22 protein-coding genes are annotated in these 23,474 nt (G+C 63.3%); 9 read left to right on the top strand and 13 right to left on the bottom strand.

Going from position 1 to position 23,474, the window contains the following annotated elements; all coding sequences use genetic code 11:
• Window positions 1-33 precede the first annotated feature (33 nt).
• The 3 genes from NXT3_RS29300 (at window position 34) to NXT3_RS29310 (ending at window position 3,879) form a co-directional block, all read left to right on the top strand.
• Window positions 34-1,230: a glycosyltransferase family 4 protein gene (locus NXT3_RS29300; RefSeq protein ID WP_423827869.1), complete on the top strand. Its 1,197-nt coding sequence runs from the start codon at window positions 34-36 to the stop codon at window positions 1,228-1,230.
• Between the two features lie 174 nt (window positions 1,231-1,404).
• Window positions 1,405-2,502, top strand: a complete 1,098-nt coding sequence (locus NXT3_RS29305; protein ID WP_097524513.1) for a glycosyltransferase family 4 protein — start codon at window positions 1,405-1,407, stop codon at window positions 2,500-2,502.
• Window positions 2,503-2,715: 213 nt separating this feature from the next.
• The gene (locus NXT3_RS29310) at window positions 2,716-3,879 is read left to right on the top strand and encodes a calcium-binding protein (protein ID WP_104841209.1); all 1,164 of its coding nucleotides are present in this window, start codon (window positions 2,716-2,718) and stop codon (window positions 3,877-3,879) included.
• 84 nt (window positions 3,880-3,963) lie between these two features.
• On the opposite strand, the gene NXT3_RS29315 is transcribed toward NXT3_RS29310, so the two are convergent.
• The 8 genes from NXT3_RS29315 to NXT3_RS29350 all read right to left on the bottom strand — a co-directional run bounded on the left by NXT3_RS29315 (window position 3,964) and on the right by NXT3_RS29350 (window position 13,719).
• Window positions 3,964-4,908 carry an NAD-dependent epimerase/dehydratase family protein gene (locus NXT3_RS29315; RefSeq protein ID WP_104841210.1) on the bottom strand — a complete coding sequence of 315 codons (945 nt, stop codon included), beginning with the start codon at window positions 4,906-4,908 and terminating at the stop codon, window positions 3,964-3,966.
• 15 nt (window positions 4,909-4,923) lie between these two features.
• A complete protein-coding gene (locus NXT3_RS29320) occupies window positions 4,924-5,916 on the bottom strand; it encodes an ATP-grasp domain-containing protein (protein WP_104841211.1) in 993 nt (330 codons plus the stop codon).
• Entirely contained in the window at window positions 5,913-6,638 is a 726-nt protein-coding gene (locus tag NXT3_RS29325) for a PHP domain-containing protein (RefSeq protein WP_234828212.1), read from the bottom strand. The genes NXT3_RS29320 and NXT3_RS29325 overlap by 4 nt, the downstream gene beginning before the upstream one ends.
• A gap of 52 nt (window positions 6,639-6,690) precedes the next feature.
• Window positions 6,691-8,652: an asparagine synthase (glutamine-hydrolyzing) gene (gene asnB, locus NXT3_RS29330; RefSeq protein ID WP_104841213.1), complete on the bottom strand. Its 1,962-nt coding sequence runs from the start codon at window positions 8,650-8,652 to the stop codon at window positions 6,691-6,693.
• Between the two features lie 41 nt (window positions 8,653-8,693).
• Window positions 8,694-9,497, bottom strand: a complete 804-nt coding sequence (cysQ, locus tag NXT3_RS29335) for a 3'(2'),5'-bisphosphate nucleotidase CysQ (RefSeq protein WP_104841214.1) — start codon at window positions 9,495-9,497, stop codon at window positions 8,694-8,696.
• On the bottom strand, window positions 9,494-11,395 hold the full coding sequence (gene cysN / locus NXT3_RS29340) for a bifunctional sulfate adenylyltransferase/adenylyl-sulfate kinase NodQ (RefSeq protein ID WP_104841215.1): 1,902 nt from the start codon (window positions 11,393-11,395) through the stop codon (window positions 9,494-9,496). The genes cysQ and cysN overlap by 4 nt, the downstream gene beginning before the upstream one ends.
• Window positions 11,395-12,294 (bottom strand): sulfate adenylyltransferase subunit CysD, encoded by a 900-nt coding sequence (gene cysD, locus NXT3_RS29345; protein ID WP_104841216.1) that lies wholly within the window; start codon window positions 12,292-12,294, stop codon window positions 11,395-11,397. The genes cysN and cysD overlap by 1 nt, the downstream gene beginning before the upstream one ends.
• A 195-nt stretch (window positions 12,295-12,489) precedes the next feature.
• Entirely contained in the window at window positions 12,490-13,719 is a 1,230-nt protein-coding gene (locus NXT3_RS29350) for an ROK family transcriptional regulator (protein ID WP_199773419.1), read from the bottom strand.
• Window positions 13,720-13,922: 203 nt separating this feature from the next.
• On the opposite strand from NXT3_RS29350, the gene NXT3_RS29355 reads away from it, so the two are divergent.
• From NXT3_RS29355 to NXT3_RS29380, 6 genes are all read left to right on the top strand, one after another.
• Complete coding sequence (locus NXT3_RS29355) at window positions 13,923-15,161, top strand: extracellular solute-binding protein (RefSeq protein WP_104841218.1); 1,239 nt, start codon at window positions 13,923-13,925, stop codon at window positions 15,159-15,161.
• A 95-nt stretch (window positions 15,162-15,256) separates the two neighbouring features.
• Complete coding sequence (locus tag NXT3_RS29360) at window positions 15,257-16,138, top strand: carbohydrate ABC transporter permease (protein WP_037416743.1); 882 nt, start codon at window positions 15,257-15,259, stop codon at window positions 16,136-16,138.
• Window positions 16,138-16,983 carry a carbohydrate ABC transporter permease gene (locus tag NXT3_RS29365; RefSeq protein WP_097524507.1) on the top strand — a complete coding sequence of 282 codons (846 nt, stop codon included), beginning with the start codon at window positions 16,138-16,140 and terminating at the stop codon, window positions 16,981-16,983. Before NXT3_RS29360 ends, NXT3_RS29365 begins: the two co-directional genes overlap by 1 nt.
• Window positions 16,980-18,005 carry an SIS domain-containing protein gene (locus NXT3_RS29370; protein ID WP_199773420.1) on the top strand — a complete coding sequence of 342 codons (1,026 nt, stop codon included), beginning with the start codon at window positions 16,980-16,982 and terminating at the stop codon, window positions 18,003-18,005. Before NXT3_RS29365 ends, NXT3_RS29370 begins: the two co-directional genes overlap by 4 nt.
• 3 nt (window positions 18,006-18,008) lie before the next feature.
• A complete protein-coding gene (locus tag NXT3_RS29375; RefSeq protein ID WP_104841219.1) occupies window positions 18,009-18,944 on the top strand; it encodes a PfkB family carbohydrate kinase in 936 nt (311 codons plus the stop codon).
• On the top strand, window positions 18,941-20,026 hold the full coding sequence (locus NXT3_RS29380; protein ID WP_104841220.1) for an ABC transporter ATP-binding protein: 1,086 nt from the start codon (window positions 18,941-18,943) through the stop codon (window positions 20,024-20,026). The genes NXT3_RS29375 and NXT3_RS29380 overlap by 4 nt, the downstream gene beginning before the upstream one ends.
• Before the next feature lie 35 nt (window positions 20,027-20,061).
• Here the strand turns inward: NXT3_RS29380 and NXT3_RS29385 are convergent, their stop codons facing one another.
• From NXT3_RS29385 to NXT3_RS29405, 5 genes are read right to left on the bottom strand one after another with little or no spacing between them, the layout of a single operon-like run.
• Window positions 20,062-20,874 carry an IclR family transcriptional regulator gene (locus NXT3_RS29385; protein ID WP_037416725.1) on the bottom strand — a complete coding sequence of 271 codons (813 nt, stop codon included), beginning with the start codon at window positions 20,872-20,874 and terminating at the stop codon, window positions 20,062-20,064.
• A 49-nt stretch (window positions 20,875-20,923) separates the two neighbouring features.
• The gene (locus tag NXT3_RS29390) at window positions 20,924-21,307 is read right to left on the bottom strand and encodes a RidA family protein (protein ID WP_037416702.1); all 384 of its coding nucleotides are present in this window, start codon (window positions 21,305-21,307) and stop codon (window positions 20,924-20,926) included.
• A 32-nt stretch (window positions 21,308-21,339) separates the two neighbouring features.
• On the bottom strand, window positions 21,340-22,107 hold the full coding sequence (locus tag NXT3_RS29395) for an amino acid ABC transporter ATP-binding protein (RefSeq protein ID WP_104841221.1): 768 nt from the start codon (window positions 22,105-22,107) through the stop codon (window positions 21,340-21,342).
• A gap of 7 nt (window positions 22,108-22,114) precedes the next feature.
• The gene (locus tag NXT3_RS29400; RefSeq protein ID WP_037416697.1) at window positions 22,115-22,774 is read right to left on the bottom strand and encodes an amino acid ABC transporter permease; all 660 of its coding nucleotides are present in this window, start codon (window positions 22,772-22,774) and stop codon (window positions 22,115-22,117) included.
• Between the two features lie 5 nt (window positions 22,775-22,779).
• Window positions 22,780-23,442 (bottom strand): amino acid ABC transporter permease, encoded by a 663-nt coding sequence (locus NXT3_RS29405; protein WP_037416693.1) that lies wholly within the window; start codon window positions 23,440-23,442, stop codon window positions 22,780-22,782.
• Window positions 23,443-23,474: the final 32 nt, after the last annotated feature.

Consider the following 23,474-nt stretch of genomic DNA (forward strand, 5'->3'; position numbering starts at 1 on the left):
TCAGCCTTGAGTTCCGCTGAACATGTTGCCCGCATGCAGACCGAGGAGATCGCCCGCGCAACGGGCCCCTCCGGTGTCGCACAGCCTTCGACGCGCAGACGCGTGATCGCCGTCGTCGCAAGCCTGACGGCGTCTCTCACGATTTTTCGGCTGGAGTTGCTGAAGCGCTTGGTCGGCGCCGGCCACGAAGTCATAGCCTTCGCTCCCGAGCAGGACCCGCGGGTCGCGCAGGCGCTCGCTGAAATCGGCGTTCGCTTCGTCCGCATTCCGATGGTGCGGACCGGTCTCAATCCGCTGCAGGACATCCGCACCTTTTGGTCGCTGCGGCGACACTTCAAGCGGCTGAAGCCCGACATGGTCCTTCCCTATACAATGAAGCCGATCATCTATGCCGGGATCGCCGCCCGGACGCTCGGGATCAGGGAACGGTGCTTCCTCGTCACGGGCCTTGGCCACATCTTTTCCGAAACCGGCGGTCGCTCCTTCAAGGCACTCGCCATCCGCCACCTGTGCGTCCGGCTGTATCGCCTGGCGTTCAGGCGCGCGAGGGTGGTTTTCGTCTATAACGACGCGGATGCAGAGGACATTCGCCGCTACCATATGCTGCCGGATGCCTTGACCCCCACGATGGTTCCCGGATCCGGGGTGGACCTGGAGCATTTTGCCTTTGCGCGAAGGGCTCGCGGCGGGCCTGTCTTCCTGATGATCGCACGGCTCCTGCGCGACAAGGGAGTGGTGGAATATGTCGAGGCCGCGAGGATCGTGCGACGCACTTTCCCCGATGCCCGGTTTCAACTGCTCGGTCACTTCGACAGCAACCCGACGGCAATCTCGCGCCAGGAAATCAAGGCTTGGGTCGGTGAAGGAATATTGGAGTATCTTGGCACGACCGACGACGTGCGCCCCTACTTGGCGGCATGCAGTGTCTTCGTCCTTCCCTCCTACTATCGCGAAGGCATTCCGCGGAGCATCCTCGAGGCGCTGGCGGTCGGCAGGCCGGTGATCACGACGGATCTGCCGGGCTGCCGCGATACGGTGCAGCCGGGCGTGAACGGCATGACGGTGAAACCGCTCGACGTCGCCGCGCTTGCAGATGCGATGGCGGCGTTTGCGCGCGATCCAGATCTCGCCGAAAGAATGGGCAGGCGCTCGCGGGAACTCGCGGAAAGCAGATTTGACGTGCACATGGTCAACCGAATTCTCTTTGCCGGCATGGGTCTGACCGATTGACGGACGTTCATGGCAGAGCGGTTCGTTCCTCCTATCGATGCATGGGCAGTGCCGAACTTGCAGCTCCGCGTCTTCAGACGCGCAAAGGTCGCTGTAGCACCTTGAATTACTGCATGTCTTTGTCCTTAAATCGACCTCGATTTAAGGACAAAGACATGCAGTAGGGCGGCCTCGATGATAATGCATGTCATCACCAACTTCACCGCCAGCGCAGGTGCCGAGACCATGCTCGCACGCCTGCTTCAGGGTTCCGCCGATGAGCGCATCGTCGTCGTTTCGCTGATCGGTGTCTCGGATCGGAACCGCAATCTCGCCGACAATCCGAGAGTTGCCTACGTATCGCTGGCCGCCTCCTCCCTCACCGCGCTTCCAGGTGCGATCGTCCGGCTCGCCCGGCTTATTCGCAAGGAGCGTCCCGATGTAATCCTGTGCTGGATGTACCATGCGATGGTCGTCGGCACGATCGCTGCCCAAATGTGTCGGTCCGGAGCGGCGGTTTACTGGAACATTCGCCAGTCCTTGGACGACCCCGCCTCCCTTACGCGCAGCTCGCGCCTGGCAATTGCCGGTGCGAAGCTTCTGTCGAGCCGGCCGGCCGGCATCATCTACAACAGCGCGCGCGCCCTCCAGTTGCATCGGGCCTACGGCTACGCAAACCGGAACGCCGTCGTCATTCCGAACGGCTTCGACTTGCCGCGCATCGATTCCCCCGAGGCGAAGACCGCACGCCGGATCGGCATCGTCGGTCGGTTCCACCCGCAGAAGGATCACGGCACCTTCTTCAAAGCCGTGGCTGCCGTCCGCAAGACGCACCCACAGGCGCTCTTTTCCGCCGCCGGCAACGGGCTTTCCCGCGACAACCGCGCTGTGGTCGACTTGATGGCGGAGGCGGGTCTGCCCGAGGACGCGGTCGACCTCATGGGCGAGATCTCCGACATGCCTTCCTACTACCGCAGCATCGACGCCTTGGTGCTGTCGTCGAGGACCGAGGGTTTCCCGAACGTAATTGCAGAGGCAATGAGCTACGCGAAGCCGATCGTCACGACGGACGTCGGCGATGCCGCCACAGTTGCCGGAAATGCGGGCATCGCCGTACCGGCGCGCGACCCGGAGGCTCTTGCCGAGGCGATCCGCGAAATCCTCGATTTTTCCCCTACCGAATATGCCCGCTATGCCTACAACGCCCGAGAGCGTGTGGAAAAAGCGTATGCAATCGCCGCGATCAGGACAAAATACGCAAGTTTTCTAACGCCTTACATTCCGCATCTATGAAGTTATTCCTGATATCCGTTTCATTCCGTCAGAAGAGTGAGCATTTTCAAGGCCAGCGCTTTCAGATTCAGTTGTGAAAGCCATTGAATATTTCTAGAATAGGTAGTATATGCCTTCGTCTCCATTCAATTGTACGTATTGAATTAGGCCCAAATCCACTTTTGCGCCCTATTCTGAAATTATCCGCCCTCCTGCAACTGCTAGGAGATCATGATGATTTTTAAGGGAACCAACCTTACCGACACGATTCTCGGCACCCTCAATGGCGACGAGCTTTGGGGCTATGCCGGCGACGATTACCTCGATGGCCGCGAAGGCAATGACAGGTTTTTCGGTGGAGTCGGTAACGACCACATCAAGGCGGGCGTCGGTGACGACTATGCCGAAGGCGGCGACGGCAACGACAGCATCGAGGGTGGGCTTGGGGCCGATACGCTGATCGGTGGTTTGGGAAACGATATCTTCGAAGGCGGTGACGGCAACGACATCATCGACGGTGGCGACGGCCATGATCACATCCTGGGCGACAGCGGAAACGACAAAATCTACGGTGGAGCAGGCGAAGAATATATCGACGCAGGCTCCGGCGATGACATCATCTATGCCGGATCGGGAAATGACGGCTTCAACAATCGCATAGACCCGGCAACCGGCAAGCTGACGCAACAGGCCGTGTCGAGTGGCGCGGGCAACGATACGATCTATGGCGAAGAGGGCAACGACGCCCTGAAGGGGCAGTCGGGGCACGACCGTGTCTATGGCGGCATCGGCGACGACATCGTCGACGGCGGCGACGGCAACAATTATCTCGACGGCGGCGACGGCAATGACGTGCTCGACTCCGAAACCGGCATCGATGAAGCCCACGGCGGCATCGGCAACGACAGGATCTCGGTCGGCGACGGCAACGACATCGCCTTCGGGGATGACGGCGACGACATCCTGACCGGCGAAGGAGGCGCGGACTCGCTCAGGGGCGGCAACGGCATCGACCTCATCTATGCCGGTGACGGCAATGATACCCTGCGCGGTGATGCCGGGAAGGACACCCTCATTGGGGAAGCGGGCAGCGATATCCTCTGGGGCGGTGCCGACTCCGACCGTTTCGTCTTCAAGGCGACCGCTGCCCTCAGCGCTCAGGACACGATCATGGATTTCCAGGATGGCGTGGACTTCCTGGTCATCGAGAAGCTCGGGGTCACGCAGTATTCGAGCTCCGGCGCCAACGGCACCGTCTATGCCTACAACACCACGGGTGGCGACGTGTTGCTCAAGGGTCTCAACTCCGCGGGCCACGCCTTCTCGATCCTCGTGGACGATCCAACCAGCAGTCTCTCCGCCTCCAACTTTTCGAGGAGCGACTTCATCTTTGCCTGACCCCGCGCACGCGTAGCAGCGTGGGTTGGGAAGGGGCCGGACATCGGCGCCTTCCCCTGCAAAGCATTGGCGGCCGTAACATTGTCAGCGCTGGCCTCGGGCGTCGTCGAACTCCGCAAATCCGGTCTCCGCCTTCCAGGCTTCAATGCCCTCGCGAAAGGAACGAGGCTGGTAGTCGAGATGCTTCGCAGCCTTGGCGACTTCGAGCGCCCTGAACCCGCGAGCGGCTGTATTGGTGCCCGCGGCCTCGACCCCAATGAGAATCCGGTCTGCCCCGACGACGTCGGCAACCGCCTGCGCGGCTTCCAGAGACGCGCAGGAGCAACCGCTGCCGGCATTGAAAACCCCGTCCGCGCTCTTCTCCACCGCCCGCAGCGCCAGCGTCACGACGTCGTCGACATAGACGAGGTCGACGCTGTATTGCCCGCCGTCCGCTATGATCAAGGGACGCCCGCGCGCGAGCGTCCGCAGAAAGGCAGGCACCATCCCCGTGGCGTGCATGCCCGGGCCATAGACCGACGCGAGACGGAGGACCGTCACCGGCATCGCATTTGCCTTGCCGAAAGCCATCAGGCAAATCTCGGCAGAGAGCTTGCTCGCCAGATAATAGCTGGCCCGATGGACGGGAAATGTGGCGCTCGTTTCCGATGCGGGACCGGGATCCGGCGCATAGACCTGCGCGGATCCGAAGAAAACCAGCCGCCTCAAACCCTGGGAAGCGGCTTCCATCGCGACCTGCAGGGCGCCGATGGTATTGATCTTGAAACAGCTCGCGGCCTGGCCGGCGTCGCTGAGATCGGCTGGAATGTAGGCGGCAAGATGAAGCAGGGCATCGGCTTGCCCTATCGAAGGCAGGGGGTTGCCGATCGACCATTTCTCGAGCCGCAAGCGAAAACCACTGCGCGCGGCGACCCGCTCGGGATCGCGCACAAGCGCCGTCACGGCGTAGCCTTGTGCAAGTGCACGCTCAATGACTCTTGCCCCGATGAACCCGGTAGCGCCAGTTACCGCCAGGTGCTTTGTGCTCACGGCCGATCTCTTTCCTCAGACTTGTTCTTCCAGACGAGTGGAAGCCGTGACCAGGTCGCTGGGTCTGACCACAGTCTCCGACCAGTGGCGCAGTATGGTTACCGGCGTGATCTCCGGCTGAACGATCGGCTCTCCAAAGAGCAGATGCCGGATGCACAGCTCGACTTCATTGAAGCCCGCATGGATCCTCACCGCGGTGGTGCCCGAAAACCGCGCATTGATCTCGAAAATCCTGGGAACGCCGTCGTCGAGGCGGAACTGGAAATTTGCAGGCCCGTCGGCGCCGAGGGCGTCTGCCGCCTGGGCCATTGCCGCGTTGAGGGCCGGAAACGGCTCCGCAAAGGCGCGGTAGGTATTGCCGTCGCGCAGATCCCGGCGCATGACGATCGTCGCGCGGCATTTGCCGTCGAAGGTGAGTGTGCCGGAGGTGTATTCGGTCGCATCAGAGCCGACATATTTCTGTATCACGATGTCGGGCTGCTCGGCGATTGCGCGCGTTAGCTGGTCCCGATCGCGGACGATGCCGAAGCCGATCGACCTGGCGCCGATCCTCGGTTTGACGACAAGCGGAAAGCCGCACTCTTCGATCAACGTCTCCTCGTCGCCTGGCAGGCAGGAGGGAACGAAGCCCAGTCCGCGTTGCCGGAGGAACTCGGAGGTAAGCCACTTGTCATTGGCGATGGAGACGACATTTGGCGAACTGATGATCACCTGGGTTGCGTAGGTGCTCGCGATAGCTTCCCGGTTCGCTGCAAGGATCGGCAATTCCACATCAGTTCCGGGAATAAGGATGTCGGGCCGCTCCGCTCGCAGCAGGTCGCCCAGCTTGTCCAGATATTCCGGGTCCTTCGCCATCGGAACGAGATAGGCGGCATCGCCCCAGTAGAGGCCGGCCGAGAGCGGGCTCGGATCCCCGACGATTACGGTCGCTCGAAGCGTGGAGCGCCGCAAAGCGCGAATGATCCCCTGCCCGAGGAGGGCGCCCGCCCCCGTGATGAAGACCTTCATACCAGCCCTACCCCCAGTTCACGAAGCCTGTCCCGGCAACGGCCCAGCTCGCTCAGCTTGTGCGCATCGGAACCGATTGAAACAAACGGATTGATCTCGTCGCACAGCGCCAAGAACGCGGGGATATCGACCAGGTACGAGGAGTTGATCTCGATGGCGATCCCCCGCTCGAGCGTCGCTGTCACCAGTGTGCGAAAGTAATTCTCCGGAAACCGGCCGTAGCGCCTCAGGCTCATCCCACCCGGGTGTCCGAGCACGTCAATCGGCGCGCTCGCAATCATGCCCATCGACAGACGAAATTCGATTTCGGCCGTCTCCTCGAACGACATTTGCTTGAAATCGAGGTAGCCGCCCTGCCCGTCCGGCAAGCGGTGGACGACGCCAAGAACAATATCGCAGGCGTCTAGCACGGATCGCGACACATCCAGCCGTCCATCGTCGTCGATGGCTTTCGTCTCGCAGCCGACATAGACGCGCAAATCGCCGAAGCCGTCCGCAGCGGAAAGAATCTCGGACCTGAAGTCGGGAAACCAGGACGTGTCTTCCCGGACATGTTCCGTGAAAGCGAGTTCGGCGAGGCCGCGTTCCTTGGCCGTTTGCAGCACCTCAAGCACCGTCGCCTGCCCGTCTGTCCAATTGGTATGGACCTGGAACTCCACATTCAATTGCGCGCGACCAAGATCCCGAAAACGGGAGAACACAGGCTTGCCGCTATCCGTCATTCGTTGCGGTTCCATGTTTGCGTTACGCCCCTTGCTCTGCCTTCTGTCTCGGTCAATCGGAACGGACCCAACGGTCGTGCCACAGGTTGAACATCAGCACCGCCCACAATTGCGGCCCCCAGTCGCGGCGGCCGGCGAGATGTTCCTTCCAGCGACTGACGATCGGCTCGGCCCGGAAGATTCCATCGCGCTGCAGGCGAGACGGCGACAGCATCTCTTCCGCCCAGGCGCGCAGCGGTCCGCGCAACCAAGCATTGATGGGGACGCCGAATCCGCGTTTTGAAAGACTTATGAACTGTTCCGGCAGCCTCCGGGACAGGAGCTTGCGCAGCGCGGGCTTGCCCGGCGCTTCGGCGAAGCACAACGTTCTTGGTGCACGCCAGGCCAGTTCGACGAAGCGGTAATCGAGCAACGGGGCCCGCATCTCCAGGCCCACCGCCATCGAAGCCCGATCCATCTTCACGAGGATGTCGTCGGGCAGATAGTCGACCATGTCGCTGTACATCATTCTGTCGACGGCGCCGAGGCAGGCCGGTATCCGCTTCGAGGTCATCGTGGTCGGAGGCTCCGCTCCGCCGAATACGACCTCGTCCGGATGTGACCAGATCGAGCGAAAGTCCAGGTAGCGGGCGTCCGGGTCCTCGATCTCCAGGAGCTCGGCAAGTCTTCTCAGCCGATTGCCGGTCACTTCGTCCTGAAGCGAGGACGGGTGCGCATGGCGAGCGGCCGCGGCGGCAACCTCCAGCGCCCAATGGGGTGCATGCCTTGCCGCCTGCAGGGCAACGGCAGGCGTTTTCCTCGCCAGCCGGTCGAAGGCGAGCATTTGCCGATAGCGTTTGTAGCCACCGAAGAACTCGTCGCCGCCGTCGCCCGAAAGTGCCACCGTTACGGTTCTTCGCGCCAGTTTCGATACAAGCAGCGTCGGAATCTGTGAAGGATCGGCGAAGGGCTCGTCATACACCTCCGGCAACTCGGTGACGACGCCCAATGCCGTGTCGGGTTCTGCCGTGATCTCCGTATGATCGGTGCCGAGCTGTCTGGCGATGCCTGACGCCAGGTCCGCCTCGTTATACTGCTCCTCCAGAAAGCGCACGGTGTAGGTTTTTACACGCGAGGTCGAAACTTCCTGCATGACGGCCGACACCAAGGAAGAATCGACCCCGCTGGAAAGGAGAGCCCCCACCGGCACGTCGGAGACCAGCCGCTCACTCACCGCCCGTTTCAGCTCCGCGTCGAGCGCGTCCAAGGCTTCGTCCGGGCATTCGATCCGCTGCGCATGGCCCCGTTCCGCCGCCTCGAAAGCATCCCAATAGCTCCTGGCTCCGCTAAGGGCGGCGGCCGCCGACGCCGGCGGCGTGTCGACCGAGAGGCTCAGCCAGGAGCCATGCGGAAGCTTGACGATGCCGCGGTAGATCGAATAGGGCGTTGGCACGTAGCCGTATCGCAAGAACAGCGTGGCCGCCTGGGGATCTAGATCGGCGGCGCGGAAGGACGGATGCGCCCTGATGCTTTTCAGCTCGGAGCCGAAGGCAAGGCCCCCCTTGGATATGCCGATATAGAGAGGCTTCTTTCCTATCCGGTCGCGAGCGAAGATGATCTGTCGCGTGGCGCTGTCGTAAAGTGCAAAGGCGAACATGCCATTGCAGCGCTGCAATGCACCTTCCAGGCCGTAGGTCTCGATCGCCTCCAGGAGCACCTCGGTATCGGAGTGGCCGCGGAAGCGAGCGCCCTGCTCCTCCAATGCGGCTCTCAGGTCAAGGAAGCCGTATATCTCGCCGTTGAAGACGATCGAGTAGCGGCCGCTGCTCGAATGCATCGGCTGGGCACCCGTCGGGGAGAGGTCAATGATGGACAAGCGGCGGTGTCCGAGCCCTACACGGCCCTCGCGATCGAGCCATGTACCCGAAGCATCCGGCCCGCGGTGGGCGAGGGCGTTCGTCATGCGCGTCAGTATCTGCGCCGCTTCCTCCCGACTGTGCTGCGCATAGTCTATCAGGCCGGCAATTCCACACATGAGAAATTCCTCCTGCCCGTGCCTGCGTACAGCTGGCGGTACTAAGGAGCCGTCAACACCGAAGACGTATCCGCCCAGGCGACGAAATGCGGATTTGCGAAGTCGCTGTCGTCCGTCTGCTTCATCTTGCCGTAAGAGAGGCGCGAGCCGTCGAGCCGGACCACCGATCCGCCGGCGGCGTTGAGCACCGCGTTGCCTGCCGCCGTGTCCCATTCCATCGTCCGGCCGAATCGCGGATAGACATCCGCCCTGCCTTCGGCGAGCAGGCAGAATTTCAGCGACGAGCCGACCGAGGTCAGATCCGTGACGCCGTGGCCGGCGAGAAAGGCCTCGGTCTCCGAACTGTTGTGCGAACGGCTGGCAACGGCGGTCAGGGCCGGACCTCTCGCCCGCACCCGTATCGCCTGCCGTTCTCCCACCCGGCCGGAGCCGAAGACGAGCTTCTCCGCCCGCCCCTCGTCGGCGACATAGGCGCAACGCAGCGCCGGCGCATAGACGATGCCGGCAACCGGGACGCAGCCTTCGATCAGGGCGATATTGACGGTGAAATCGTCGCGCCGGTTGATGAATTCCTTCGTCCCGTCGAGCGGGTCGACCAGGAAGAACGTGCCGCAACTGATGTCGGGGACGCAGCCCGAAGCGACGGCCTCCTCGGCGACGATCGGGATATGCGGGAAGGCGGCCGCCAGCCGGGCGAGAATGATCGCTTCGGCCCGCTCGTCCGCCTCGGTCACCGGCGAGCGATCATCCTTGTAGCAGACCGTCGGTCCCGCTTCGTAGATGGGGAGGATCGACGCGCCGGCCTCGAGCGCGATGCGCTCGAGGAGTTCGCAAAGGAGCGTCATTGGTCCTCCCTATGTCTGTCGAGGAATGCCTCGATCTTCAGCGCAAGGGCGACCGGGTCCTCTTCGACTGTCTTCAGATGCAGTTCCGGGTTCTCCGGCGCCTCGTAGGGCGAGGAGACGCCGGTGAAATTGGCTATCTTGCCGGCGAGCGCCTTCTGATAAAGCCCCTTCGGGTCGCGCCGCGCGCATTCCTCGAGCGGCGTGTCGACGAAGATTTCGATGAACTCGCCCTCCTCCATCAGTTCGCGGGCCATCCGGCGCTCGCCGCGAAACGGCGAGATGAAGGACACGAGCACGATCAGCCCGGCATCGGCCATCAGCTTGGCGACCTCGGCGACGCGGCGGATGTTCTCGACGCGGTCGGCTTCGGTGAAGCCGAGGTCGCGATTGAGGCCGTGGCGCACATTGTCGCCGTCGAGCATGTAGGTGTGCTTGCCGCGGGCATGCAGCAGCCGGTCGAGCGCATTAGCGATCGTCGACTTGCCGGAGCCGGAAAGTCCTGTGAACCACAGGACGGCGGGGCGCTGGCTCTTCATGGCCGCACGCGCCCCTTTGTTGACGTCGGTCGCCTGCCAATGCACGTTGTCGGCGCGCCGGAGCGGGAAATCGATCATGCCGGCGCCGACCGTTGCATTGCTGGCCCGGTCGACGAAGATGAAATTGCCGGTCGCCCTGTTATCCTGGTAGGAGTCGAAGGCAATCGGCGCCTGCGTCGAGATGTTGCAGACCCCCACCTCGTTCATCTGCAGGGATTTCGCAGCCTCGCGGCCAAAGCTGTTGATATTGACCTGGTGCTTCAGCGCCGTGACCGTGGCGCCGACGCTGTCCGTCTCCGTTCTCAGGATATAGCTGCGCCCGGGAAGCAAGGGATTGGCGTCGAACCAGATCACATGCGCCTGGAACTGGTCGGCGACGAAGGGCCTCGAGGCGGGGGCGACCAGCATGTCGCCGCGCGAGGCGTCGACGTCGTCGGCAAGGACGAGCGTCACCGGCTCGCCCTCAACCGCGGTCGCCAGATTGCCGTCGAAGGTGACGATCGCCTTGACCGTCGAGCGCTGTCCGGATTTTGCGACGACCAGCGGATCGCCGGCCGAGATCCGGCCGGAAGCGATCTGCCCGGCATAGCCGCGGAAATCGGCGTTGGGACGCGTGACCAGCTGCACCGGGAGACGGAAGGGCCGCTCCGCCTCGGGGGGATCGAGCGGCACTGTCTCCAGATAGTCGAGAAGCGGCGGCCCCTCGTACCACGGCATGTTCTGCGATGGCGAGATAACGTTGTCGCCGAACCGCGCCGAGATCGGGATCGGCTGGATGCTGACAAAGCCGAGCGTCTTCGCGAAAGCTACGTAGTCGCGGGCGATTTCGTCGAACACCGACTGGCGGAATTCGACGAGATCGATCTTGTTGACCGCCAGCACGACATGGCGGATGCCGAGCAGCGAGGCGATATAGGAATGGCGGCGAGTCTGCTGGAGAATACCCTGGCGGCTGTCGATGAGGATGACGGCGAGGTCCGCCGTCGAAGCACCGGTTACCATGTTGCGCGTGTATTCCTCGTGGCCGGGCGTGTCGGCGACGATGAATTTGCGCTTCGCCGTGGCGAAATAGCGGTAGGCGACGTCGATGGTAATGCCCTGTTCGCGCTCCGCCTCGAGCCCGTCGAGCAGCAAAGCCAGATCGACTTCTTGGCCATTGGCCCCGCCCGAAGAACCGACCCGGCCGAGATTCGCCAATTGGTCCTCGAAGACCAGCTTCGCGTCGACGAGCAGCCGGCCGATCAGCGTCGACTTGCCGTCGTCGACGGAGCCGCAGGTAATGAAGCGCAGCACCGCCTTGCCGTCGTGGTCGGCGAGATGCACCGCCAGGTCGTGCGGCGGCACGGAGTGAAGATACGACATCAGAAATACCCCTCGCGCTTCTTCTTCTCCATGGCGCCGGCCTCGTCTGTGTCGATCAGCCGGCTCAGCCGCTCGGAGGTGCGCACCGTCAGCATTTCGCGCAATATGTCCGGAACCGTGGCAGCCTCGGAGTCGATCGCCCCGGTCAGTGGATAACAGCCGAGCGTACGGAAGCGGACCATCCGCTCCACGACCTCTTCGCCGGGTTCGAGCGGCATGCGGCCGTCGTCGACCATGATCAGAGTGCCGCCGCGGCTCACCACCGGCCGGCGCGCCGCGAAATAGAGCGGTACGATCGGGATATTTTCCTGAAGGATGTATTGCCAGATATCGAACTCGGTCCAGTTGGAGAGCGGAAACACACGCATCGTCTCGCCGGCGCCGACGCGGGTGTTGTAGGTCTTCCACATCTCGGGCCGCTGGCGCTTCGGGTCCCAGCCGTGCTGGGCGTTGCGTATCGAGAACATGCGCTCCTTAGCCCGCGACTTCTCCTCGTCCCGCCGCGCTCCCGCCAAAGCCGCGTCGAAGCCGTATTTCTCGAGGGCCTGCCGGAGCGCCATCGTCTTCATGACGTGGGTGTGCAGGTTGGACCCATGCGTAAACGGATTGATACCCTGCTCGACGCCGTCCTGGTTAACATGGACGAGAAGCTTGAAGCCGCGATCCTGCGCCATCCGATCGCGAAACTCGATCATCTCCCGGAACTTCCACGTCGTGTCCACATGCAGGAAGGGAAAGGGCGGCTTTGCCGGAAAGAACGCCTTCATCGCCAGATGCAGGAGAACGGACGAGTCCTTACCGATCGAGTAAAGGACGACGGGGTTCGAAAACGTCGCGACCACTTCTCGAAGGACATGAATGGCTTCGGCTTCAAGTCTCCGAAGGTTGGCAAGAGACATGCCGCAACCCCTCTGACTTTTGAAAAAGAAACTTTTCTCTAAGCATTTATCGAATGCGTCACCCAGAAAACATTCGGGTGTTTATCAGCAATCGTATGGCGGCAGAAATCGCCGCGCAGAAAGGCGGCATTTAACCGCCATATTGCTAATATTTCAAGTAACAAGGTTACTTTGCGTGGAGATGCACGCAAATGGTCACGGAGACCGGGGCGCGCGAGTCTTTAAGATGGCGGAGAAACTCGGGTCGAAGGTCCGGCTGATCGGCTCGGCCGCTGCGCCGATTGCGACCGCCCAGGGGTCGGTAAGCCCAAGCTGCAGGCGCGGCGCGCTGCGCGCACGCCGCTCGGCGATCGACGGCAGCAGAGGGTGGATGGAATCGATGAGCCGGCGCGCGAGGCCGGGCGGCATGCCGCCGCAGAGCACGATCGTCTGGGGATCGAATGTCGTCTCGAGGATCTGGACGGCGCCTCTCAACTCAAAGGCCGCGTCGGCGATCCAATCGGTAATTCTGCCGTCCGAGACAGCGGCCATATCGTCGAGATGCCGGTAAAGGGCGGCGTCGGCCGGGTCGAGATCGAGGATCTTGCAAAGCGAGGCGATCGACGCGCGGTGCTCAAGCGGCGCCCGCTGATCTTCCGTCCCTCCCCGCGGTCGGCTGAGGATCATGCCGATCTCGCCGGCATTGCCATTGGCGCCGCGATAAAGCTCTCCGTCGAGAATCAGGCCGGCGCCGAGACCGTAGCCGAGATAGATGCAGATCGCCTGTTCGAAGCCATGGGCGGCGCCGACCATCTTCTCCGCCGTCGCCGCCGCGGCCGCATCGTTCTGCAGCCGGACGTCGAGTCCGGTCCCGTTCGCCAGGGTTTCAGAAAGTGGAAAGCGTTGCCAGCGGGCCATCATCCAGGGATCGTCCGGATCGGCATCGATGCCGAAAGGACCCGGCATGGCGACGCCGAGCCCGACAAGACGATCCCGCGACTGCGGCGCCACACTGGCCAGTTCCCGTTGTGTGCTGTCGATAAGCGAGAGGATGGTCTCCGTCCCCCGCTCCGGCCCGCCAGCGGGCAAGTTCGCCTCGCCCCGGGCAAGCACCGTGCCGACGAGGTCGACCGCAATGGTGCGCGTCACATGCCGGTCGATTTGCAGGCCGATGGCGAAAGCACCCTCCGGCACCAGCCGAAAGGGGGTCGAAGGCTGCCCGCGGCCTCTGCGCACGGCGGCAAGCGAGGCGACGAGCCCGTCGCGCTCTAGTTCCTCGATTATGTTCGACACGGCCTGCTTGGTGAGCGCCGTCGCCCGCGCCAGATCGGCGCGCGACAATTGTCCGTTGAGGCGCAGCGCGTCGATCATCACACGGCGATTATGGGCACTCGCGCCCTCCTGATTGGTGCCGCTCTTGGCCCGGATCGGGCGCATCTCGTTCATCCATAAATCCCGCTTGACTCATCTAGAATATTGAACAAGAAATAAGTCAAGACAATTGACTTATTAGAGGGCACAAGAACCTCGGGGAACGACGACAGCGGCGAGACAGGGCCGCGAACGCTTCGATCGATTTGTCGACGGCCGTCGCGGCGAGCGACGGATTCTCGCATGCAGACTGGAACGATCAGCTATTGGAGGCAGCAATGTTGAAATCCATACGCAATGCCTTACTGGGAGCGACACTCATTGGAACCGCCTTCGCAAGCCAGGCCTATGCGGAAACGACGCTGAATGCCCTATTCATGGCGCAGGCCGCCTATAGCGAGGCCGATGTGCGCGCCATGACCGAGGCCTTCACCAAGACCAACCCGGAGGTGAAGGTCAATCTCGAATTCGTCCCCTATGAGGGACTGCACGACAAGACGGTATTGGCTCAGGGCTCCGGCGGCGGCTATGACGTCGTCCTCTTCGACGTGATCTGGCCGGCCGAATATGCCAGCAACAAGGTGCTCGTCGATGTCACCGACCGCATCACCGACGAGATGAACAAGGGCATCCTGCCGGGCGCCTGGACGACGGTAGAATATGACGGCAAGCGCTACGGCATGCCGTGGATCCTCGACACCAAGTACCTGTTCTACAGCAAGGAAATCCTCGAAAAGGCGGGCATCAAGGAGCCGCCGAAGACCTGGGACGAGCTTGCCGAGCAGGCAAAGACGATCAAGGAAAAGGGGCTCCTCCAGACGCCGATCGCCTGGAGCTGGTCGCAGGCGGAAGCCGCGATCTGCGACTACACGACGCTGGTCAGCGCCTATGGCGGCAAGTTCCTCGACAGCGGCAAGCCCGCCTTCACGACGGGCGGCGGCCTCGAGGCGCTGAACTACATGGTGACGAGCTATACCTCCGGCCTCACAAATCCTAACTCCAAGGAATTCCTCGAGGAGGATGTGCGCAAGGTGTTCCAGAACGGCGAGGCCGCTTTCGCGCTCAACTGGACCTACATGTACAATCTCGCCAACGATCCCAAGGAGAGCAAGGTGGCCGGCAAGGTCGGCGTCGTGCCGGCTCCAGGCGTTGCCGGCAAGAGCGAGGTTTCCGCCGTCAACGGCTCCATGGGGCTCGGCATCACCGCAACCAGCAAGCATCCGGAAGAGGCGTGGAAATATATCGTCCACATGACCTCGCAGGAAACGCAGAACGCCTATGCGAAGCTCAGCCTGCCAATCTGGGCGTCGTCCTATGAAGACCCGAATGTGACGAAGGGCCAGGAAGAGCTGATCGCCGCGGCGAAACACGGGCTTGCCGCCATGTATCCGCGGCCGACCACGCCGAAATACCAGGAGCTCTCGACCGCATTGCAGCAGGCGATCCAGGAGGCGCTGCTCGGCCAGGCCTCGCCGGAGGATGCGCTGAAGACCGCCGCTGAAAACAGCGGGCTCTAATGGCAATACGACAATGGGGTCCCGGGCTTGCCGCCCGGGACCCATTTTGTCAGCGCAACAGCCCCAATATCGAACGATCGGCAAGGGTTTCATTCATGTCCGGCACCTGGATTTCGACACGCGCATGGCTGCTGATGCTGCCGCTGCTCGTGGTGATGGTCTCGGTGATCGGCTGGCCGCTTGTCGACACGGTGCGGCTCTCCTTCACCGATGCCGAGCTCGTCGGCACCGAGGGAAGCTTTGTCGGCATCGCCAACTACGAGAAGATGCTGGCGGGATCGAACTTCCAAAAGGCACTTGTCACGACGACATGGTTTGCAGTCGTCTCGGTCGCCGCCGAGATGGTACTCGGCGTTCTTGCCGCCCTTCTGTTGAACCAGCAGTTCCGCGGCCGAACAGCGCTTAGAGCCTTGATGATACTGCCCTGGGCGCTGCCGACGGTGGTCAATGCGACGCTGTGGCGGCTGATCTACAACCCGGAGTATGGCGCGCTCAACGCCGCACTCACCCAACTCGGCCTGATCGACAACTACCGCTCCTGGCTCGGCGAGCCGGGATCGGCGCTGACCGCGCTGATCATCGCCGATTGCTGGAAGAACTTTCCGTTGGTCGCCCTCATCGCCCTGGCTGCACTGCAGGCCGTTCCGCGCGACATCACTGCCGCCGCTCACGTCGACGGTGCCGGCCCGTTCAACCGGTTTCGCTTCGTCATCATGCCCTATCTCGCCGGCCCGCTTCTGGTGGCGCTGGTGCTCCGCACCATCGAGGCCTTCAAGGTGTTCGACATCATCTGGGTGATGACGCGCGGCGGACCGGCGAACAGCACGCGCACCCTGTCGATCCTCGTCTATCAGGAGGCCTTCTCCTTCCAGCGGGCCGGTTCCGGGGCGTCGCTGGCGCTGATCGTCACCCTGCTCGTCACCATTCTCGCCGCTGGCTATGCGGCGCTGCTCCGCCGGGCCGCAGGAGCCTCGTGATGGAACGCCGGAACCCGCTCTTCAACGCCTTCGTCTATGCGAGCGCGCTACTCCTTGCCGCGGTCATCCTTACCCCGGTCGTGTGGCTTTTCGTCATGAGCATTTCGCCGGCCGCCGACCTCTCTGCCAAGCCGCTCGCCTGGTGGCCGAGCGACATCGACCTCTCCCGCTACCGCACTCTGCTCTCTGCCGTCGAAAACAGCGCCGGTGCCGCCTTCGTCGCCTCGCTCGTCAACAGCCTGCAGGTCGCCGGCATGGCAACGCTTGCCGCGATCGTCGTCGCCGTCCCGGCTGCCTGGGCGGTGTCGCGGACGCCCGCCGTCTCTTGGTCGCTCTATGCCGTGATCGCCACCTATATGCTGCCGCCGGTAGCACTTGCCGTGCCGCTCTATATGGGCCTTGCCTATTTCGGGCTGCTCAATTCGGTCTTCGGGCTCGCGCTCGTCTACCTCACCATTCTGGCGCCCTTTACCACCTGGCTTCTCAAATCCGGCTTCGATGCGATACCGCGGGAGATCGAGAGCGCAGCGATGATCGACGGCGCGCGGCTCGACCAGATCCTCAGATTGCTGACGCTGCCGCTCGCCGCCCCCGTCATGGCAACCTCGGCGCTCTTCGCCTTCCTGCTCGCCTGGGACGAGTTCTTCTACGCGCTGCTCTTCACCTCCGACCTGCGCGCCAAGACCCTGACGGTCGCCATCGCCGACCTCGCCGGCGGCCGTGTTTCCGACTACGGGCTGATCGCGACCGCCGGGGTGCTTGCCGCCCTGCCCCCGGTGCTAATTGGCCTCGTCATGCAACGGGCCCTGATATCCGGGCTCACCAGCGGCGGCGTAAAGGGATGATCATGCGAAGCTCGAAACAACGACCGATCGGGCTCGTCGCGATCGATCGCGAGATGGGCCGCCAGCACGCCGATGCCCTTGCCTCCTACGATGAGGCGGCCGCCCTTGCTGAAGGGGTGGCGGCATCGCTGAAGTCGACCGGCCGGCTTCTGCTTCTCGGCATGGGCGGTTCGCATGCGGTCGGCCGCGCCGTCGAGCCACTCTACCGCGCCCTCGGCGTCGATGCCGTCGCCCTGCCGCTCTCCGAGCAGCTCGGCCAGCCGCTGCCGATCGTAGGCAAGACGATCCTCATCACCTCGCAATCCGGCGAAAGCGCCGAGGTGCTGCGCTGGTTCAAGGAGACGAATGGCGGTACGCCCGAAACATTTGGCCTGACGCTCGAGGCAAATTCCTTCCTCGCAAAAGCAGTGCCGTCACTGATCGGCGCCGGCGGCAGCGAAAAGGCGTTTGCGGCAACCCGCAGCCTGACGATCAGCTTCGCGCTGCATCTCGCAATCCTCTCTGCCCTTGGTGGCGACCCGGCAGCAGCGCTGGCCGCCCTCGAAGCACCCGAAACGCCCGAGACCGAAGGCGCACTGCAAGCGCTCGCCGACGTTAGCGCCTTGGTAACCTCCGGCCGTCTCCTTCAGGGCCTCGCCGAGGCGATTGCTCTCGGACTCACCGAACTGTCGCGGCTTCCCTGTTTCTCGCTCGAAGGCGGACAGTTGCGGCATGGACCGATGGAAATGCTCGGACCTTCGATCGGCCTCGTTCTCTTCCGCGCCGCCGACCCTACCGCCGGTCTCGTCGCCGCCATGGCAGCCTCGGCGGCCGAAGCCGGCTCGCCCGTCGTCGTCTTCGATGCCTCGGGCGAGCCGCCGCTCGCAGGCGTGACGACAATTCCCTTCAAGCCGGCGGCGGGCATGGCGGCGATCTTCGCCATACTGCCGGTCGCGCAAGCCTTCATGATCGCCTTTGCCGACGTTCGCGTCGAACATGCCGGTACGCCGGTGCGATCCACCAAGATCACCCGGAGCGAGTAGAAAATGCGTCCACTGGCCGTCATCGGCAATGTCAATGTCGATCTTATCCTCGGGCCTGCCGCGCCCTGGCCCAAGGCAGGCACGGAGATCATCGTCGATCACGACGAGCTGCGCGTCGGCGGCTGTGCCGGCAACAGCGCGCTTGCCTGGGAGTCACTCGGCGTCAACTACGCGATCGCCGCCAATGTCGGCAACGACCAGTTCGGCGCCTGGCTGAAGGAGGCCTTCGGCGCGCGCTCGCGCCACTGGCCGGTGGAAACCGTTGGCTCGACGCTTTCGGTCGGCATCACCCATCCGGACGGCGAGCGCACCTTCTTTACCACGCGCGGCCACCTGCCGCTCTTCAGCTTCGACGAGATGCGTGCAATGCTCGACGGAAACGCGCTTCGGGGCGGGATCGCCCTGCTCGCCGGGTCCTTTCTGACAGACGCCCTGAGGCTTGCCTATGACGCGTTCTTCGATTGGGCGGATGCGCATGAGATCGCTGTGGCGCTCGACACCGGCTGGCCGCTGGAGGGCTGGACGGAGGCCAATCGATCGAAAACCCTCAATTGGCTGAAGCGCTGCCATTGCGCGCTCTTCAATGAAGTCGAAACGACGACGCTGACCGGTTGCACCGACCCGGCGGAGGCGGCGCGCAGCCTGAAATCCCGAATGCCTGCCGATGCGATCGTCGTCGTCAAGCGCGGCCCGCACGGCGCGCTCGCCATTGACCACGACGGCAAGGAATTTTCCGTCGGCGCGCCGCGCGTTGCCGTCGTCGACACGATCGGCGCCGGCGACGTCTTCAACGCCGGCTTCCTGGCGGCGCTCGCCGCCGAAATGCCGCTGGAGGCCTGCTTGAGGACCGGCGTCACCGTCGCCTCGGAGGCGATCTCCACCCTGCCGCGCAGCTACGGCAAGCCTCTTTCGGTCCTCCTCGAGGATGTCCGCCAATGAGCGCACTCGAAATCCGCAACATCCAAAAGCGCTACGGCGATGTCGAAACGCTGAAGGGCATCGACATCGCTCTCGAAAGCGGCGAGTTCCTGGTGCTGCTCGGCTCCTCCGGCTGCGGCAAGTCGACGCTGCTCAACATCATTGCCGGGCTCGCCGATCCGAGCGGCGGCGACATCCTGATCGGCGAGCGTTCGATCCTCGGCGCCCATCCCAAGGATCGCGACATCGCCATGGTGTTCCAGTCCTACGCGCTCTATCCGAACATGAGCGTCGCCCGCAACATCGGCTTCGGCCTTGAAATGCGCAAGGTGCCCTCGGCCGAGCGGGAAAAGGCGGTGCGCGAAGCCGCCAAGCTGCTACAGATCGAGAACCTGCTGGACCGCAGGCCGAGCCAGCTTTCCGGCGGCCAGCGCCAGCGGGTCGCGATCGGCCGGGCGCTGGTGCGCAACCCGCAGGTCTTCCTCTTCGACGAGCCGCTGTCGAACCTCGATGCCAAGCTGCGCATGGAGATGCGCACCGAGCTCAAGCGCCTGCACCAGATGCTGAAGACGACTGTCGTCTACGTCACGCACGACCAGATCGAAGCGATGACGCTCGCCACCCGCATCGCCGTCATGCGCGACGGCCGCATCGAACAGCTCGGCACGCCGGCGGAGATCTACGACCGGCCGGCGACCCTTTACGTCGCCGGCTTCGTCGGCTCGCCGCCGATGAACATCCTCGATGCGGAAATCGTCGGAGACCAGCTGAGAATCGCTGGCTCCGACCAGGTGCTGCCGCTGCCGCAAGATTTCAGGAGAACCGCAGTATCGGGCGGGCGCGTCGAGGTCGGCATTCGGCCCGAAGCGCTCCGGCTCGCGGATCCCAGCGCAAGCGGCGTCCGCTTGGTTGCCGATATCGAGGTGATGGAATTGACCGGACCGGAGCTGGTGACCACGGCAAGGGTCGGCGGACAACGGATCACCGCCTGCCTGCCACCACGAACGCCGATCGCCGCGGGATCGACGCGGGCCTTCTCGTTCGAGGAAGCGGCACTGCATCTCTTCGATCCGGCAAGCGGCCGCTCCGTTCGGACGGCATGAAGCCTTCTTGTCTGTCGCTCACGCCTCTCCGGGTTTTAGCGGCCGGCGACGCTCCGCGCCGTTGCCGCACCGGCCTGCCGATAGCCGAGCTTTTCCGATAGTTCGCCCGCCGCATCGACCAGCACCCGCAGATAGGCGTCGCGATTGCGCAGCCCATCTTCCTTCGGCGATACGAGGCAGAGAGTGGCGATGCAGACTTCCTCCGCGTCGTAGATCGGCACGGCGAAGCAATGGGTGAAGCTATCGACGATGCTGTTGAAGGTGAAATAGCCGTCTTTCTTGGCCTGCCGGACCTGCGAGATGAACTCGGCCGGATCCAGGTGCTTGCCGTTCGGCAGTACGAAGTCGCTTTCCGGGATGAAGGCCATTATCTCCTCGTCGCTCATATGGTCGACGAGGAGGCGGCCGGAAGCGGTCCACGGAATGGCGACCGGCTCGCCGATATTTGTGGAGATGCGGAACGGCCGGCTGCCCTCGTTCATCAGCACCACGGCATATTTATTGCCCTCGAGCTGGCACATCTGCGCGGTCTCGCGCGTCTCCTCGGCGACCCTCGAAAGCAGATGCTCGCATTCGCGCATCAGGTCGAACTGCTCGGCGTAAGCCGCTCCGAGGAAATAGAGCTTGCGGCCCAAAAAGACGCGGCCATCATCGCCCCGGTACTCGATGACGCCCTGGCGCAGCAGCAGATTGACGAGCTCATAGACCGACGAGCGCGGTGCGCCAATTCCCTGGGCGATCTCGTTGGGGCGCAGCGGCTGGCGCTGCAGGCGCAGATAATCGAGGATCTCGAAGGCCCGATCGAGACCCCGTGCCCTACGATTGATCGTGTCTTCCACCTCCGCCATCGCGTCCTCGATCGTGTTGGAAGGGCGCGCGAAGCACGCCCGGTTCACTTCATTTAGCCTTGTAGGCGACGCAGTCAACTTCCACCTTGCAGTCGACCATCATACGCGACTGCACGCAGGCGCGGGCCGGCGGGTTGCTGCCGAAATACTCCGCATAGACGCCGTTGAACGTCCAGAAGTCGCGCGGATCGTCGAGCCAGACGCCGATCCTGACCACGTCTTCGACGCCATAGCCCGCCTCATCGAGGATGGCGATCATGTTCTCGATCGCCTTGCGGCTTTCGGCGACGATGCCGCCGCCGATGATCTCGCCCTTCTCCATGGCGACCTGCCCCGAAACATAGAGCCAGCCATTCGCCTCGACGGCGCGAGCAAAGGGCAAGGGCTGCTTGCCGGCACCGGTTTCCCCCGTTCCAAAACGCTTGATCGTCACACTACACTCCACTTCTTCCTTGAAATTCACTGTTAGTTGAACTTTGAGGCCTTCAAAAATTCCGCCAGCCGCTCGGTCTGCGGCTTCAGGAACATTTCGCGAGGATTGCCTTCCTCGCCGATGCGTCCCTGGTTCATGAAGATCACCCGCGACGACACCTCATAGGCGAACCGCATCTCGTGGGTGACGATCAGCATGCTCATGCCGTCCTCCGCGAGCGCCTTGATCACCTGCAGCACCTCGTTGACGAGCTCGGGGTCGAGCGCCGAGGTCACCTCGTCGAAGAGCATCAGCTTCGGGTTCATGGCGATGGCGCGGGCGATCGCCACGCGCTGCTGCTGGCCACCGGAAAGCTGGCCCGGATAATGGTCTTTGCGCGAGAGCAGGCCGACGCGGTCGAGCCATTTCTCCGCCAGCGCCCGCGCCTCGTCGCGGCCCATCTTCTTCACCTTGACGAGGCCGAGCATGACGTTGGCGGCGGCGGTCATGTGCGGAAACAGGTTGAACTGCTGGAAGGCCATGCCGGTCAGGGCCCGCTGGCGGGCGATCTCGCGCTCCGGCTTGCGGCGGCGCACGCCGCCCGCCGTCTCGTAGCCGATCTCCTGGCCGTCGATCGCGATCGTGCCGCCCTGGAATTCCTCGAGCATGTTGATGCAGCGGAGCATGGTCGTCTTGCCGGAGCCGCTGGAGCCGATGATGCTGATCACCTCGCCCTGGGGCATGGAGCAATCGACGCCCTTCAGCACCTCGACCGTGCCGTAGCGCTTATGGAGATCGCGGATTTCAAGAAGGTTGGTCATCGGAGCCTCACGATGGGACGGCGGTCTTGCGCTCGACGTAGCGTCCGAAGCGCTCGATGCCGTAATTCATGACGAAATAGAGGAAGCCCGCGAAGAAATAGAATTCGAGGCTCATGAAGGTGCGGGAAATCACTTCCTGGGTGCGCAACAGCAGTTCGCCGACACCGATGATCGACAGTAGCGTCGAAGCCTTGACCATTTCCGCCGCCGTATTGACCCAGGCCGGCAGCGCCTGGCGAAGCGCCTGCGGTCCGAGCACATAGGCGAAGGTTTGCGGGAAGGTCAGCCCGATCGCCTTGGCGGCCTCGGTCTGACCCTTGGGGATGGACTGCAGCGCGCCGCGCACCAGTTCGCCGACATGCGAGCTGCAGAAGACCGCAAGCGCCAGCACGCCCGCCTGGAACGGCCCGAGATCGATGCCGACGGTGCTGAGCACATAATAGCTCGCCAGAACCAGCACGAGCACCGGCGTGCCGCGGATGAAGTCGGTATAGCCGCGCACCAGCCATTTGATCGGCCTGTAGCCATAGGTGAGCGCCAGGCCGACGAAAATGCCGAGGACGGTGCCGACGACGATCGCCAGCAGCGAGATCGAAATCGACACGCCGAGACCTTTGAGGAGGGGAACGCGGGCGACCCAGAGCTGATCGATGAAACCCAAATCCATGGGCGTCACCTCGGGACGGCGAGACGGCGCTCGACGGCGCGCATCAGCGCGGCCAAGAGCGAGCAGGTTGCGACGTAGAGGCAGCTCGCGACGATCCAGGTCTCGATGACGCGGAAGGTCTCGACATTGATCTTGCGCGCCTCGAAGGTCAGCTCCGGCACGGCGATGGCGGCTGCGAGCGACGTATCCTTGAACAGCGAGATCAACGTGCTGCCGAGTGACGGCAGGACGTTGCGCAGCATCAGCGGGATGATGATCGAGATGCGTATCTGCATCTCCGTAAGGCCGATCGCAAGCCCCGCCTCGCGCTGTCCCGGTGGCACGGCGATGAGGCCGCCGCGGAACACTTCGGCAAGGTAGGCGCCCGAATAGATGGCGAGCGTCAGCACGAAGCTCTGGATCTTGCCGAGCCGCACGCCGAGCTCCGGAAGGGCGAAATAGCTAAACAGCACGAGCACCAGGATCGGCGTGTTGCGGATGATCGTCACGTACAGACCGGCCGGTTTGCGCAGGAGCATGCTTTTGGAAACGAGCCCGAAGGCCGTGATCAGTCCGATCACGCAGCCGGCGAGGATAGCCACGACGGCAAGGCCAAGGCTAAGCGCCAGCCCCTGCAGCAGCAGGTCGAAGGAGCGCCAGACAGCCGCGAAATTCAATGTATAGGTCATGGGCGCACTCGCCTCTCAGCACGCTTCGGGGC

Source organism: Sinorhizobium fredii (genome assembly GCF_002944405.1).
Taxonomy (GTDB): Bacteria; Pseudomonadota; Alphaproteobacteria; order Rhizobiales; family Rhizobiaceae; genus Sinorhizobium; species Sinorhizobium fredii_C.

What these genes read in the sequence shown, in the direction of transcription:
- cysD (WP_104841216.1), bottom strand. Translation starts at nt 12,294, where the DNA reads ATGTCTCTTGCCAACCTTCGGAGACTTGAAGCCGAAGCCATTCATGTC.
- cysQ (WP_104841214.1), bottom strand. Translation starts at nt 9,497, where the DNA reads ATGACGCTCCTTTGCGAACTCCTCGAGCGCATCGCGCTCGAGGCCGGC.
- NXT3_RS29405 (WP_037416693.1), bottom strand. Translation starts at nt 23,442, where the DNA reads ATGACCTATACATTGAATTTCGCGGCTGTCTGGCGCTCCTTCGACCTG.
- NXT3_RS29300 (WP_423827869.1), top strand. Translation starts at nt 34, where the DNA reads ATGCAGACCGAGGAGATCGCCCGCGCAACGGGCCCCTCCGGTGTCGCA.
- NXT3_RS29365 (WP_097524507.1), top strand. Translation starts at nt 16,138, where the DNA reads ATGGAACGCCGGAACCCGCTCTTCAACGCCTTCGTCTATGCGAGCGCG.
- NXT3_RS29305 (WP_097524513.1), top strand. Translation starts at nt 1,405, where the DNA reads ATGATAATGCATGTCATCACCAACTTCACCGCCAGCGCAGGTGCCGAG.
- NXT3_RS29375 (WP_104841219.1), top strand. Translation starts at nt 18,009, where the DNA reads ATGCGTCCACTGGCCGTCATCGGCAATGTCAATGTCGATCTTATCCTC.
- NXT3_RS29380 (WP_104841220.1), top strand. Translation starts at nt 18,941, where the DNA reads ATGAGCGCACTCGAAATCCGCAACATCCAAAAGCGCTACGGCGATGTC.
- NXT3_RS29320 (WP_104841211.1), bottom strand. Translation starts at nt 5,916, where the DNA reads ATGAAGGTCTTCATCACGGGGGCGGGCGCCCTCCTCGGGCAGGGGATC.
- NXT3_RS29310 (WP_104841209.1), top strand. Translation starts at nt 2,716, where the DNA reads ATGATTTTTAAGGGAACCAACCTTACCGACACGATTCTCGGCACCCTC.
- NXT3_RS29360 (WP_037416743.1), top strand. Translation starts at nt 15,257, where the DNA reads ATGTCCGGCACCTGGATTTCGACACGCGCATGGCTGCTGATGCTGCCG.
- NXT3_RS29385 (WP_037416725.1), bottom strand. Translation starts at nt 20,874, where the DNA reads ATGGCGGAGGTGGAAGACACGATCAATCGTAGGGCACGGGGTCTCGAT.
- NXT3_RS29395 (WP_104841221.1), bottom strand. Translation starts at nt 22,107, where the DNA reads ATGACCAACCTTCTTGAAATCCGCGATCTCCATAAGCGCTACGGCACG.
- NXT3_RS29325 (WP_234828212.1), bottom strand. Translation starts at nt 6,638, where the DNA reads ATGACGGATAGCGGCAAGCCTGTGTTCTCCCGTTTTCGGGATCTTGGT.
- NXT3_RS29370 (WP_199773420.1), top strand. Translation starts at nt 16,980, where the DNA reads ATGATCATGCGAAGCTCGAAACAACGACCGATCGGGCTCGTCGCGATC.
- cysN (WP_104841215.1), bottom strand. Translation starts at nt 11,395, where the DNA reads ATGTCGTATCTTCACTCCGTGCCGCCGCACGACCTGGCGGTGCATCTC.
- NXT3_RS29400 (WP_037416697.1), bottom strand. Translation starts at nt 22,774, where the DNA reads ATGGATTTGGGTTTCATCGATCAGCTCTGGGTCGCCCGCGTTCCCCTC.
- NXT3_RS29355 (WP_104841218.1), top strand. Translation starts at nt 13,923, where the DNA reads ATGTTGAAATCCATACGCAATGCCTTACTGGGAGCGACACTCATTGGA.
- NXT3_RS29350 (WP_199773419.1), bottom strand. Translation starts at nt 13,719, where the DNA reads ATGAACGAGATGCGCCCGATCCGGGCCAAGAGCGGCACCAATCAGGAG.
- asnB (WP_104841213.1), bottom strand. Translation starts at nt 8,652, where the DNA reads ATGTGTGGAATTGCCGGCCTGATAGACTATGCGCAGCACAGTCGGGAG.